Source organism: Streptomyces sp. ISL-11, assembly GCF_018614525.1.
GTDB lineage: Bacteria > Actinomycetota > Actinomycetes > Streptomycetales > Streptomycetaceae > Streptomyces.
This window is the reverse complement of record NZ_JAGGOL010000041.1, coordinates 1-12,339: the sequence shown is the minus strand read 5'-3', so window position 1 is coordinate 12,339 and position 12,339 is coordinate 1. Positions and strand designations below refer to the sequence as shown.

General features: G+C 73.6%; 10 protein-coding genes. 7 read left to right on the top strand and 3 right to left on the bottom strand.

Annotated features, from left to right (window positions below):
* Positions 1–2 precede the first annotated feature (2 nt).
* Complete coding sequence (locus J7E86_RS11095) at positions 3–1,298, bottom strand: sugar ABC transporter substrate-binding protein (protein WP_215081415.1); 1,296 nt, start codon at positions 1,296–1,298, stop codon at positions 3–5.
* A 236-nt stretch (positions 1,299–1,534) separates the two neighbouring features.
* Here J7E86_RS11095 and J7E86_RS11090 point away from each other — a divergent pair, with 236 nt between their 5' ends.
* The 7 genes from J7E86_RS11090 (at position 1,535) to J7E86_RS11065 (ending at position 7,514) form a co-directional block, all read left to right on the top strand.
* Positions 1,535–2,590, top strand: coding sequence for a LacI family DNA-binding transcriptional regulator (locus tag J7E86_RS11090; RefSeq protein WP_215081414.1), 1,056 nt, complete (start codon positions 1,535–1,537; stop codon positions 2,588–2,590).
* A gap of 213 nt (positions 2,591–2,803) precedes the next feature.
* Positions 2,804–3,802 carry an NADPH:quinone oxidoreductase family protein gene (locus J7E86_RS11085; RefSeq protein WP_215081413.1) on the top strand — a complete coding sequence of 333 codons (999 nt, stop codon included), beginning with the start codon at positions 2,804–2,806 and terminating at the stop codon, positions 3,800–3,802.
* On the top strand, positions 3,799–5,004 hold the full coding sequence (locus J7E86_RS11080) for an acyl-CoA dehydrogenase family protein (RefSeq protein ID WP_215081412.1): 1,206 nt from the start codon (positions 3,799–3,801) through the stop codon (positions 5,002–5,004). The genes J7E86_RS11085 and J7E86_RS11080 overlap by 4 nt, the downstream gene beginning before the upstream one ends.
* On the top strand, positions 5,001–6,149 hold the full coding sequence (locus J7E86_RS11075; protein ID WP_215081411.1) for an acyl-CoA dehydrogenase family protein: 1,149 nt from the start codon (positions 5,001–5,003) through the stop codon (positions 6,147–6,149). Before J7E86_RS11080 ends, J7E86_RS11075 begins: the two co-directional genes overlap by 4 nt.
* Positions 6,150–6,248: 99 nt before the next feature.
* Complete coding sequence (locus J7E86_RS11070; RefSeq protein ID WP_251018965.1) at positions 6,249–6,857, top strand: GNAT family N-acetyltransferase; 609 nt, start codon at positions 6,249–6,251, stop codon at positions 6,855–6,857.
* Complete coding sequence (locus J7E86_RS30940; protein WP_251018964.1) at positions 6,812–6,988, top strand: hypothetical protein; 177 nt, start codon at positions 6,812–6,814, stop codon at positions 6,986–6,988. The genes J7E86_RS11070 and J7E86_RS30940 overlap by 46 nt, the downstream gene beginning before the upstream one ends.
* A gap of 73 nt (positions 6,989–7,061) precedes the next feature.
* Complete coding sequence (locus tag J7E86_RS11065; protein ID WP_215081410.1) at positions 7,062–7,514, top strand: VOC family protein; 453 nt, start codon at positions 7,062–7,064, stop codon at positions 7,512–7,514.
* Positions 7,515–7,847: 333 nt separating this feature from the next.
* Here J7E86_RS11065 and J7E86_RS11060 read toward each other — a convergent pair whose 3' ends face one another.
* Both J7E86_RS11060 and lysX read right to left on the bottom strand, forming a co-directional pair.
* Positions 7,848–8,795, bottom strand: a complete 948-nt coding sequence (locus tag J7E86_RS11060) for a DMT family transporter (protein ID WP_285439677.1) — start codon at positions 8,793–8,795, stop codon at positions 7,848–7,850.
* A 116-nt stretch (positions 8,796–8,911) separates the two neighbouring features.
* Positions 8,912–12,292 carry a bifunctional lysylphosphatidylglycerol synthetase/lysine--tRNA ligase LysX gene (gene lysX, locus J7E86_RS11055; RefSeq protein ID WP_215081409.1) on the bottom strand — a complete coding sequence of 1,127 codons (3,381 nt, stop codon included), beginning with the start codon at positions 12,290–12,292 and terminating at the stop codon, positions 8,912–8,914.
* Positions 12,293–12,339 lie beyond the last annotated feature (47 nt).

The following is a 12,339-nucleotide window of genomic DNA, read 5'->3' as shown; positions in this document are numbered from 1 at the left end:
CGTCAGCTCCGCCGCAGGAGCTTGTCGCTCTGTGCGGCGGCGTCGTCGAGTGCCTGCCGGGGGGACTTCTTGCCCTGGAGCGCCTTGGCCACCTCGTTCTTGAGGACGACCTTCATCTCCTCGCTCAGCACGACGGGTGTGTAGTTGACCGCGCCCTTGAGCATCTTCGCCGCCGCGACCCGCACCCGGCCCTCGTCGGTGCCGTCGTCCCGGGTCCAGTAGGGGTCGCCGAGCGACCCGGCGGTGCTGGGGAAGACGGCGACCTCGTGGGCGAACGCCTCCTGGTTCCTCCGGTCCGTGACGAAGTGCGCGAAGGCGATGGCGGCGGCCTTGTGCTTGCTCCGCCGACCGACGGCCAGGCCCATCACGTACATGTTCGGCTTGCCGGTGTTGTTCGGGGCGTCGGTGATGCCCAGTTCGCGGTAGAGGCCGGGCGCGCTCTTCTTGAACGTCTCCAGGTCGTGGGCGCTGCCCGGATTCATGGCGACCTTCTGTTCCAGGAATTTCTGGCCGGACTTCTCGGGCGTATTGGTGAGTGCCTGCCCGTCGAGGCCGCCGCGGTCGTAGAGCTCCTTGTACTTGGTCAGCAGCTCGACACCCTTGGGTTCGTTGTAGGTGAAACGGGTGGCGTCGGCGTTCATCAGCCGAACCCCGTACCGGCCGAAGTCCTCGATGGCCGGGGTGCCCGCGAGCGTCGCGATTTTTCCGCCGGACTTCTCCGCCATCGTGGCCGCGGCGGCGAACAGCTCGTCGTAACTCCTCGGCGGCTTCTCGGGATCGAGACCGGCCCGCCGGAAGAGGGCCTTGTTGTAGAAGAGCGGACCGGTGTTGAGATACCAGGGGAAGGCGTACGAACCGTCCAGGCCCGGCAGCGTGTTGCCCTGCCACGCCTCCGGTGTGTACTCGCCCTTGAACCGGGCGGCGGCCCGCTCCTTGTCCAGGTTCATCAACATCCCGGCCTTGGCCAGGGGGTACGACAGATCGGGCGAGACGTTGACGACGTCGGGCAGGGTGCCGGCCGCGGCGTCCGCGCTCAGCTTGTCGGCGTAGTTCTCGGCGGGCTGGTCCCGCCAGGTGACCTCGACGCCGGGGTTCTGTTTCTCGAATTCCCCGATCAGGCCGTCGAAGTAGTCCTTGAACCTGCCGCGCAGATTCCAGGTCTGGAAGGTGATGCCGCCCTCGGCCCGGCCGTCCGCGTTCCCGACTCCGCCGTCCCCGCCGGAACCGCAGGCGGTGAGCAACAGCGCGGAAGCCAGGAGCGGTGCGGTGACGGCGAGAACTCCACGGGACGGTGGCATGGCCGGCGAACTCCTTCGGTCGGACCGGGGGAGACGAGCGAACGGGGAGGCGCGCAACAAAAACTGCACCCGGGCCGCAGTGAAGTCAATACTGCCGCCGCACACTAAAGCGCTTTAGTCTGCGGGGAGTTGGGCAGTGGGTCAGTAGGGCAGTAGGACCGGCGGTCGCCGGGAAGCCGCCGTCGCCTCCGGCACTTCGGCACGGCCCGCCGAGGGGGGGAAGCAGGGGGAGAAGCATGCGCCGCACGCCGGCCCGCCGCCCGACGATGAAGGACATCGCGCGCCGCGCGGGCGTCTCCGAGAGCGCGGTGTCCTTCGCGCTCAACGGCCGCCCGGGGGTCTCCGAGGCGACCCGCGAACGGGTGCGCCGCGTGGCCGAACAGCTCGGCTGGCAGCCCAGCACCGCCGCTCGCGCCCTGTCCGGCGAGGGCGCGGCCACGGTCGGGCTCGTCCTCGCCCGGCCCGCCCGCACCCTGGGCGTCGAGTCGTTCTTCCTGCGGCTGGTCTCCGGCATCCAGGAGGCGCTCGCGGTCCGCCGCCTCGGGTTGCTCCTCCAGGTGGTGGAGGACCTCGACGCCGAGTGCGCGGTCTACCGCCGCTGGTGGGCCGAGCGCCGCGTCGACGGCCTCCTCGTCGTCGACCCCCGCGCGGGGGACCCGCGCCCCGCCCTGCTCGACGAACTCGGCCTGCCCGCCGTGCTCATCGGCGCACCCGACGACGGGGAGGCCGTCCACGGCGCGATCTCCACCCTGTGGGCCGACGACACCGGGGCGATGGCCTCCGTCGTCGGCCACCTCCACGCCCTCGGGCACCGCCGCGTCACCCACATCGCCGGTCTGCCCGAACTCGCCCACACCCGCCGCCGCATGGCCTGCCTGCGGGCCGAGGCCGCCCGGCGCGGACTGTCGGACGTCACCTCGGTGACCACCGACTACTCCGACGCGCAGGGGGCCGAGGCCACCCGCCGGGTGCTGGCGGCCGGGCGCCCGCCCACGGCGATCGTCTACGACAACGACGTCATGGCGGTGGCGGGCCTCGCCGTCGCCGCCGAGCTCGGCGTGCCCGTACCGGACGGCCTGTCCATCATCGCGTGGGACGACTCGGTGCTCTGCCGCAGCACCCACCCGGCGCTGACGGCCCTGTCCCGCGACACCGCCGCCTTCGGCCGGCACGCGGCCGAACGCCTGCTGTCCCTCCTGGACGGCGGTCCGCCGGAACGCGTCCAGGACGCCACCCCCCGCCTCGTGCGCCGCGAATCGACCATGCGGGCCCGCGAGGACGGAGGCCGGTGAGCACGGAGGCCGGTGAGCGCGGTGCCGTCCCCGTCCGTGCCGCCCGGACGACCGTGCGCGCGGCATGCTGGGAACCGAGGACCCTGGGCGTGTGACGGCACCCGGGGCCCTCACGCGCGCGGTGCGCCCTTCCCGGACCGACCCCTGTCGCTGAGCTTAGCGACCGCTTAGTATGCGACCGGAAACGCCGCCCCTTCCCACCGTGGAGGCCCCATGAAGGCATGGCGAGTGCATGAGACCGGCGAGCCCGGCACCGTGATGCGCCTGAGCGACATCCCGGACCCCGAACCCGGCCCCGGCCAACTCCTCCTGCGCGTCCTGGCCGCCGCCGTCAACTTCCCCGACGCCCTGCTCTGCCGCGGCCAGTACCAGGTCCGCCCCCCGCTGCCCTTCACGCCCGGCGTGGAGATCTGCGGCGAGATCCTCGCCCTCGGCGAAGGCGCCCGGGGCACCGTCGGCGCCCGCGTGCTCGCCCAGCCGCCCCTGCCCGCCGGCGGCTTCGCCGAGCGCACGGTCGTCGACGCCCGCACCGTCCTGCCCGCCCCCGAGCCGCTGGACGACGCCCAGGCCGCCGCCCTGCACATCGGCTACCAGACAGGGTGGTTCGGCCTGCACCGCCGCGCCCGCCTCCAGCCCGGCGAGACCCTGCTCGTCCACGCCGCCGCGGGCGGCGTCGGCAGCGCGGCCGTCCAGCTCGGCAAGGCCGCCGGCGCCACGGTCATCGGTGTCACCGGCGGCCCCGAGAAGGCCCGCGCGGCCCGCGCACTCGGCTGCGACCTGGTGCTCGACCGCCACGGCGACGACATCGTCGCGGCCGTCAAGGAAGCCACCGGCGGACGCGGCGCGGACGTCGTCTACGACCCCGTGGGCGGTGACGCCTACACCTGGTCCACCAAGTGCGTGGCCTTCGAAGGCCGCATCGTGGTCGTCGGCTTCGCGAGCGGCACCATCCCCGCCGCCGCCCTCAACCACGCCCTGGTGAAGAACTACTCGATCCTGGGCCTGCACTGGGGCCTGTACAACACCAAGGACCCGGCCGCCGTCCGCGCCTGCCACGACGAGCTGACGAAACTCGCCGCTCAGGGCGCGGTCCGGCCGCTCGTCAGCGAGCGCGTACCGCTGACGGGCGCCGCCGACGCCGTCCAGCGCGTCGCCGACGGCCGGACCACCGGCCGCGTCGTCGTCATCCCCGGCGAGGAGACCACCCGATGAACGCCACCGGTTCCGACGAGCCCACCCGAGCCGCCGAGCTCCGCGACCGCGTCGCCGCGCTCCTCGCCGCCCACGACCCCGCCACCACCGACCGCCTCGACTTCCTGCGGGCCCGCTTCGACGACGGCCTCGCCTGGGTCCACTTCCCCGAAGGACTCGGCGGACTCGGCGCGCCCCGCTCCCTCCAGCCGGTCGTCACCGCCGCCCTGGAAGCGGCCGGCGCACCCGACAACGACCCCCGCCGCATCGGCATCGGCCTCGGCATGGCCGCGCCCACCATCCTCCAGTTCGGCACCGAGGAGCAGAAGCGACGCTTCCTGCGCCCGCTGTGGACCGGTGAGGAGGTGTGGTGCCAGCTCTTCAGCGAACCCGGGGCCGGCTCCGACCTCGCCGCGCTCGCCACCCGCGCGGTCCGCGACGGCGACGGCTGGACCGTCGACGGCCAGAAGGTGTGGACCTCCAGCGCCCACCTCGCCCGCTGGGCGATCCTCCTGGCCCGTACGGACCCCGCGGTGCCCAAACACCGGGGCCTGACCTACTTCCTCTGCGACATGACCGCCCCGGGCGTGGAGGTGCGGCCGCTGCGCCAGATCACCGGCGAGGCCGAGTTCAACGAGGTGTTCCTGACCGGCGTACGGATCCCCGACGCGCACCGCCTGGGCGAGGTCGGCGACGGCTGGCGGGTCGCGCAGACCACCCTGATGAACGAGCGGGTCGCCATCGGCGGCACCGCCGTACCCCGCGAGGGCGGCATGATCGGCGTCGTCGCCGACACCTGGCGCCACCGCCCGGAGCTGCGCACCCACGACCTCCACCAGAGGCTGCTGAGGCTCTGGGTGGACGCGGAGGTCGCCCGGCTCACCGGCGAACGCCTGCGCCAGCAGCTCCGGCTGGGCCGGCCCGGCCCGGAGGGCTCGGGCATGAAGCTGTCCTTCGCCCGCCTCAACCAGGAACTCAGCGGCCTGGAGGTCGAATTGCTGGCCGAGGACGGCCTCACCTACGGCGACTGGACCATGACCCGGCCCGAACTCGTCGACTTCACCGGCCGCGACGCCGGCTACCGCTATCTGCGCGCCAAGGGCAACTCCATCGAGGGCGGCACCTCGGAGGTCCTGCTCAACATCATCGCCGAGCGCGTCCTCGGCCTGCCGCCCGAGCCCCGCACCGACAAGGACCTGCCCTGGAAGGACCTGCCCCGATGACGCCGGACCTGCTGCACTCCGAGGCCGAGGAAGACCTGCGCGCGGCCGTCCGCTCGCTGCTCACCGACCACGCCGCCCCCTCGTCCGTACTCGCCGCCGCCGAGAGCGGCCACCCCTGCGACCCCGGGCTCTGGCAGTCCCTGGCCACCGGCATCGGGGCGGCCGGGCTGCTCGTGCCCGACAAGCTCGGCGGCCAGGGCGGCAGCGCCCGCGAGGCCGCCGTCGTCCTGGAGGAACTGGGCCGCTCCGTCGCCCCCGTGCCCTACCTCACCAGCGCCGTCCTGGCCGTCACCGCCCTGCTGGGCTGCGACACCGCCGCCGCCGAGGTGGCGGCGCCGCTCACCGCGCTCGCCGAGGGCCGCCGCACCGGCGCGCTCGCCGTCCCCCTGCCCACCGCCCCCGGCGCCCACCGGCCCGTGACCGTACGGGCCGAGGCCACCGGCCGGGGCCGGGCCCTGCTCACCGGCCAGGTCACCGCCGTCGCCGGCGCGGCCGGCGCCGACGTGCTGCTCGTCCCCACCGACCACGGCCTCCACGCCGTGGACACCGGCGCGGAGGGCGTCGAGGTCACGCCCCTGACCTCCCTCGACCTCACCCGGCCGGTCGCCCGGCTCACCCTCGCCGGGGCACCCGCCACCCTGCTCGCGGAGCCCGCCCGGGCCCGTACCGCCGTCGACACCGCGCTGCTCACCGGCGCCGGACTGCTCGCCTCGGAGCAACTGGGCATCGCGGACTGGTGCCTGACGGAAACCGTGCGCTATACGGGCGAGCGCCGGCAGTTCGCCCGCCCCGTCGGCTCGTTCCAGGCGCTCAAGCACCGGCTGGCCGCCCTGTGGCTGGACATCGCCTCGGCCAGGGCCGCCGCCCGCAACGCCGCCGACGCGCTCGCCACCGGCGCCCCCGACGCCCCCGACGCCCCCGACACGGAGATCGCGGTCGCCGTCGCGCAGGCGTACTGCTCTGAGGTCGCCGTACGCGCGGCCCACGAGTGCGTCCAGCTGCACGGCGGCATCGGCATGACGTGGGAGCACCCCGCCCACCTCTACCTCAAACGCGCCAAGACCGACGAGATCGCCCTCGGCACCCCCGGCCGCCACCGCGAGACCCTGGCCCGCCTGGTGGATCTGCCCGGCCCGCCCGGCTGACCACCGGTTCCGTAGGCGATCCGGTGCCAACCGCCCCCGGTCGAAGGGTAGGTTGGGCCGGTTGTCGAACGGCGTGGGCCGAGGGTGGGGGAGACGGGAATGAGCGCGGTGGACACGGAGAAGGTGGAGATCCTCCGGGCGGGCGAGACACACCTGGCGGACGTCGTGGCGCTCGCCGGGTCCCGCCGCCTGGACGCGTCCGACCCCGCCGCGGCCGGCCGCGACGGCTTCCTCGTCTCGGACTACACCCTGGACGACTACCGGGGCCGGCTCACCACCGCCGAACACTTCTGGGTCGCGGTCAAGGGCGGCGAGGTGCTCGGCTTCCTCCTCGCCTACAGCGACGAGCGCCTGGAGCCGGAGGAATGGCTCAACCACCGCATCAAGACCACCCTGGGTTCCTTCCTGGTGATCAAGCAGGTCTGTGTCGCGCGGGGCGCCGCCCGCAAGGGCGTCGCCTCCCGGCTCTACCACCACGTCCTGGAGCAGTGGCCGGCCAGTCCGGTGATCGCCGCGGTGGTGAGCGAGCCGTACAACGAGGCGTCCTCGCGGTTCCACCGCAAACTCGGTTTCGAGGAGCTCACCCACCTGACACCGCCCGACGGGCGCCGGCGCACCGTGTGGGTCCGGCGCAAGCCGCGCGAGACCATGCTGACGCGGTCATGGAACTGGAGGAGTACGTGGCCTGGCACGGCGGCCAGCGCATAGTGGGCAGACAGCGGGGCACGGCGGGCAAGGGCTGGCTGCAGTCCTCGCCGACCGGCCTGATCATGGTGGTACTGCCGCTGCTCGTGGCCGTCTGCTGGGTGGCGCTCGCCGGAGTGATCACCTCCATGTGACGGTGCCGCCCGCCCGGCGCGCCCGTCGGTCCCGCGGTTGCGGGCGGGTCCCGGTAGCCCGTACAACCGTTCAATGCCATTGAACTGGAAGCTGGTCGTCGACAGTCAGGACGCGCCCGTACTGGCGGATTTCTGGGCCGCCGCGCTGGAGTACGAGGTGGAGGACCCCGGCGTGCTCATCGGCCGGCTGCTGGCCGCCGGCCACATCGGCGAGGACGCGGTCACCGAGCACCGCGGCCGCCGGACCTTCCGCGGTTACGCGGCGATCCGGCACCCGGAGGACCCGTTCGACGAGATCAGCGGCATCGGCCGCGGCCGCAGGCTGCTCTTCCAGAACGTGCCCGAGGCCAAGACGGCCAAGAACCGCCTGCACATCGACGTCCACAGCGAACCCGGCGGACTGGCGGAGCTGGTGGCCCGGCTGGAGACCCTGGGTGCCACCCGCGTCCACGAGGTGGACCGGGGCCCGGCCGGGCACTGGTGGGTCATGCGGGATCCCGAAGGCAACGAATTCTGCGCCGCATAGGCCGTGTCCGGCGGATCATGTGAGCGGACGGCTGCGGGCCGGTCGTGCGCACCACCGCTGCGCGGTGGTGTCCGCAAGCGCCGGACGGGCTGCTGTGGTGTGTCCGCAAGCGCCGGACAGGCTGCTGTGGTGTGTCCTCAAGCGCCGGACAGGCTGAAGCGGCTGAGCCCAGCCGAATCAAGCCCGTCCGGCGATTGAGGACGCGCCCGCAGGGCGCCCGCCGCCGCAGGCGGCAAAGACGACCGCCCCGCCGCAGGCGGCCAGGCGGCAAAGACGGCCCGCAGCCGAAGATCCGCCGGACGCGGCCCAGGCCCGTTCCCGGACCGGCCGGCCCTACCGGCTGCCCGCACCCGCCGGCACCCGCCCGGCCGATACGGCCGATACGGCCGCCACCCGCTCCGGCGCCGCGGCCCGCCTCCGTACGGACGCGACCCCCACCCCGCCCAGCACCAGCAGCCCGCCCAGCACCGCGGTCGGCGCCGGGACGTTGCCCAGCAGCACCGCGTCCAGCACCAGCGCGGCGACCGGCACCGCGTACAGCACGAGCGACGCCGTGGACGCGGTCGTCGCGCGCAGCGTCCGCGACCAGGTCCAGAAGGCCGTCGCCGTGCAGCCCAGCCCCAGCCAGAGCACCGCCGCCGTCCGGTGCCCGTCGGCCGCCGCCACCTGCCCCACCGCGCCGGGCGCCGCGGCCAGCAGGGGTACGAGCCCGAAGAGGCTGCCGTAGAAGACGCACTCGGCGCCCGAATACCGCTTCAGCAGCGGCTTCTGCAACGCGAAGGAGATGGCCTGCGTGGCCGCGGCGGCCAGCACCGTCAGCGCGCCCGCCGCCGAACCGCTTCCGCCGCCCGAGGTCACGGCGACCAGCAGGGCGCCACCGAGCGCGAGCCCGAGCCCGGTCAGCCCCCGCCCGCCGGGCCGGTCGCCGAGGAACGCCATGCCCAGGACCGTGGTGAAGACCGGCGACGCGGCGATGAGCATGGCCGCGGTCCCCGCGTCGACGCTCCGCTCGCCCGTGCACAGCAGCACCTGATAGGCGGTCATGCCGGTGAGCCCGAAGGCCGCCATCCGCAGGGCGTCGCCCCGCCGCAGCCGGCCGATGCGGCCCAGGGCCAGGCACGGCAGGAGCAGGAGAACGGTGATGGCGATCCGCAGCAGGGCGATCGCGGCCGGGGAGTAGTCCGGCAGCGCGACCTGGATCGCGGTGAACGCCGATCCCCACAGAACCGCTGTCGCGGCCATCGGAAGCCACGGGGTCGCCGTACGCTGTGCCGCCGTCATGAAGAAACACCACCAGCTCGGTCAGGGACTGAGCCGTCAAATTAACAATCACCGATCTATAAGGCAAATAATGAATTCTATCCATTCCTCAAAGGGAAGCTTTTAGGGACCGGTATTCAGCGCCTTCGCACCAGCGGGAACGGCAGCGTCTCGCGGATCGACAGCCCGGTCAGGAACATCACCAGCCGGTCCACCCCGATCCCCAGCCCGCCCGTCGGCGGCATCGCGTACTCCAGGGCCCGCAGGAAGTCCTCGTCCAGCTCCATCGCCTCCGGGTCACCGCCGGCCGCCAGCAGCGACTGCGCCGTCAGCCGGCGGCGCTGCTCGACCGGGTCGATCAGCTCGGAGTACGCGGTGCCCAGCTCCGTGCCGAAGGCGACCAGGTCCCAGCGCTCGGCCAGCCGCGGATCGGCCCGGTGCGGGCGGGTGAGCGGCGAGACGTCGGTGGGAAAGTCCTTGTAGAACACCGGGGTCCCGGTCCGCTCCTCGACCAGCCGCTCGTACATCTCCAGCACGATGTCCCCGCGCCCCTGCTCCGGCCGGTGCGGCACGCCCGCCGCGTCGCACAGCCGGCGCAGCGCCGCGCTGGGCGTATCGGCGTCGACCTCCTCGCCCAGCGCCTCCGAGAGGGCGCCGTGCACGGTTCTGACCGGCCACGGCCCCGAGATGTCGTGCTCGACGAACCGCCCCTCGCGATCCGCCCGCAGTGCGACCGGCGCACCGTGGGCGGCGACGGCCGCGCCCTGGATCAGTTCGCGGGTCAGGTCCAGCATCACGTCGTAATCCGCGAATGCCTGATAGGCCTCCAGCATCGTGAATTCGGGATTGTGCTTGTACGAGACACCCTCGTTGCGGAAGGTCCGGCCCATTTCGAAGACCTTTTCCATGCCGCCCACGCACAGCCGTTTCAGATACAGCTCGGGTGCGATCCGCAAATACAGATCGAGGTCGTAGGCGTTGATGTGGGTGGTGAACGGCCGGGCGTTCGCACCGCCGTGGATCTGCTGGAGCATCGGCGTCTCGACCTCCAGGTACCCGCGCTCCAGCAGCCCCTGCCGCAGCGCCTGCACGGCCGCGCTGCGCGCCCGTACGGTCTGCCGCGCCTCCGGCGAGACCGCGAGGTCGACATAGCGCATCCGCACCCGCGCCTCCGGGTCGCTCAGACCGTGGCGCTTGTCGGGCAACGGCCGCAGACACTTGGCGGTCATCCGGCTGGCGGTGACGAAGACGGTCGGCTCGCCGTGGTCGGTGGTGCCCACCTCGCCCGTCGCCTCGATGTGGTCGCCGAGGTCGACCTGGGTGGCGAAGCGCCGCAGGCACGCGTCGCCCGAGTCCTGCCGGGTGAAGGTCAGCTGGAGATCGCCGGACCAGTCCCGGAGCACCGCGAAGGCCACCCCGCCGTGGTGGCGGACCAGCAGCACCCGGCCGGCGACGGTCACCCGCTCACCGGTGCGGGACCCGGGTGGCAGGTCCGGGTGCGCGGCCCGCACGGCGGCGAGGGTGTGGGTGCGGCGCGCGTCGACGGGGTAGGGGTCGACGCCCGCCGCCCGCAGCCGCTCCAGCTTCCGCCGCCGCACCCGCACCTGCTCCGGCAGGCCCGCGAGCTCGTCCCGCCCGGCCTCCTCCGCGGCGGCGCCGAGGCCCAGTTCCGAGAGTGGGGGCAGCCCCGCCGTCGACGCCGGGCTCGCGATGCCCTGCGGCCGCCCCCGGCGCCACAGCTGTCCCAGGCTCGGCACCGCGACGAAGCCCTCCGCGATGCCGGCGGCCAGCCCGATCCGGGCGAGCGCACCGGCGTCGGCGTAGCAAAGGAACCGCGGGTGCCACTCGGGGTTGTACTTCACGTTCGAGCGGTAGAGCGCCTCCAGCTGCCACCACTTGGAGAGGAACAGCAGCAGCCGGCGCCACAGCCGCAGCACCGGCCCCGCGCCGATCCTCGCCCCCTCCTCGAACGCCGAGCGGAAGACGGCGAAGTTCAGCGAGATCCGCTTGACGCCGAACCGGCCCGCCTGCGCGCACAGCTGGGCCACCATGAACTCCATGACGCCGTTGGGCGCGGCCCGGTCGCGGCGCATCACGTCCAGCGACACCCCGTCGCGCCCCCAGGGCACGAACGACAGCAGCGCGATCATCCGGCCCTCGCTGTCGAACGCCTCGACCAGCAGGCAGTCGCCGTCGGCGGGGTCGCCCAGCCGCCCCAGCGCCATCGAGAAGCCCCGCTCGGTCTCCGTGTCCCGCCAGGCGTCCGCGCGGTGGATGACCTCGCCCATCTCCTCGTCGGAGAGCGCCGAGTGGCGCCGGATCCGGGTGGTCGCGCCCGTACGCTCCACCCGGTTGACCGCCTGCCGGGTCACCCGCATCTCGCGGCCGTCGAGATCGAAGGCCGCGACCTGGAGGATCGCCTCGTCGCCCAGTTGCAGCGCGCCCAGGCCGGAACGGGCGTACGCCGTGGCGCCCGCCTCGCTGGCGCCCATGACGGCGGGCTGCCAGCCGTAGCGGCCCGCGACCTCCAGCCAGGCGTCGATCGCGGGCGTCCAGGCCTCGGGATCCCCGAGCGGATCGCCCGAGGCCAGGCAGACACCGGCCTCGACGCGGTAGGTGACGGCCGCCTTGCCGCTGGGGGAGAAGACGACGGCCTTGTCGCGGCGGGTCGCGAAGTAGCCGAGCGAGTCCTGCCCGCCGTACCGGCCGAGGAGGGCCCGCAGGCGCGGCTCCTCGTCGTCGTGCAGGGCCGCTTCCAGGCGCTGCGAGCGGAAGAGCGTCATGGCCGCGTTGAGCAGCGCCAGCGCCCCGAACAGGCCGAGCAGGAAGTACACCCAGTCCGGCGGGTGCCCGGTGAAGTGCCGGCCGCTGACGAGACCGCCGCAGACCTTGTTGGCGACGAACAGCAGCCGGTAGCCGCCGCCGCGCTCCAGGCTGCCGGGGAACAGCGACACCAGGCCCCAGCCCAGCAGGATGGCCACGGTCAGCCCGGCCACCAGCACCCCCAGCGCCCGCAGGAACGCCCCGCGCCGGGACGCCGCGTAGAACTCCCGCCGCGCCAGGACCAGCAGCGTCATCGCGGCCACGCACAGCACCAGCGAGGGGATCGCGTCCCAGTAGCCCACGGCCAGCAGCAGGGCGTCCGCGACGAGCAGCAGGGCGAGGTAGCCGAGGACGAACCAGAGGGTGACCCGTTTGCGCGCGGCCATCGCCGCGGCGAGGAGGAGCAGGAAGACGGCGTAGGCGAGGTTCGGCGCCGTCGGGACCGTCAGCGTGTCCAGCGCGTGGGTCAGCGGCTCCACCGCGCGCCGCAGCGGCATGATCAGTGCGGTGACCGCGCAGAACACGCCCAGCAGGGCGAAGAAGATCGCGAACCCGTTGGGCACCCGGTGCAACAGGCGGCGCCAGGCCGCGCTCGGACCGCTCCCGCCCTCCGGGTCCTCGCGGCCCTCCCGCGGCCGCGGCGCGAGTGCGGGCCGGCCCGTGGGGCGCTGCGGGTCCGGGGCGGTGCGGCTCATTCCGCCAGCGTAGGCACGCCACGCACGGCCTGCCCGCCGAGCGGGCG

What these genes read in the sequence shown, in the direction of transcription:
- J7E86_RS11095 (WP_215081415.1), bottom strand. Translation starts at nt 1,298, where the DNA reads ATGCCACCGTCCCGTGGAGTTCTCGCCGTCACCGCACCGCTCCTGGCT.
- J7E86_RS11090 (WP_215081414.1), top strand. Translation starts at nt 1,535, where the DNA reads ATGCGCCGCACGCCGGCCCGCCGCCCGACGATGAAGGACATCGCGCGC.
- J7E86_RS11085 (WP_215081413.1), top strand. Translation starts at nt 2,804, where the DNA reads ATGAAGGCATGGCGAGTGCATGAGACCGGCGAGCCCGGCACCGTGATG.
- J7E86_RS11080 (WP_215081412.1), top strand. Translation starts at nt 3,799, where the DNA reads ATGAACGCCACCGGTTCCGACGAGCCCACCCGAGCCGCCGAGCTCCGC.
- J7E86_RS11075 (WP_215081411.1), top strand. Translation starts at nt 5,001, where the DNA reads ATGACGCCGGACCTGCTGCACTCCGAGGCCGAGGAAGACCTGCGCGCG.
- J7E86_RS11070 (WP_251018965.1), top strand. Translation starts at nt 6,249, where the DNA reads ATGAGCGCGGTGGACACGGAGAAGGTGGAGATCCTCCGGGCGGGCGAG.
- J7E86_RS30940 (WP_251018964.1), top strand. Translation starts at nt 6,812, where the DNA reads ATGGAACTGGAGGAGTACGTGGCCTGGCACGGCGGCCAGCGCATAGTG.
- J7E86_RS11065 (WP_215081410.1), top strand. Translation starts at nt 7,062, where the DNA reads ATGCCATTGAACTGGAAGCTGGTCGTCGACAGTCAGGACGCGCCCGTA.
- J7E86_RS11060 (WP_285439677.1), bottom strand. Translation starts at nt 8,795, where the DNA reads ATGACGGCGGCACAGCGTACGGCGACCCCGTGGCTTCCGATGGCCGCG.
- lysX (WP_215081409.1), bottom strand. Translation starts at nt 12,292, where the DNA reads ATGAGCCGCACCGCCCCGGACCCGCAGCGCCCCACGGGCCGGCCCGCA.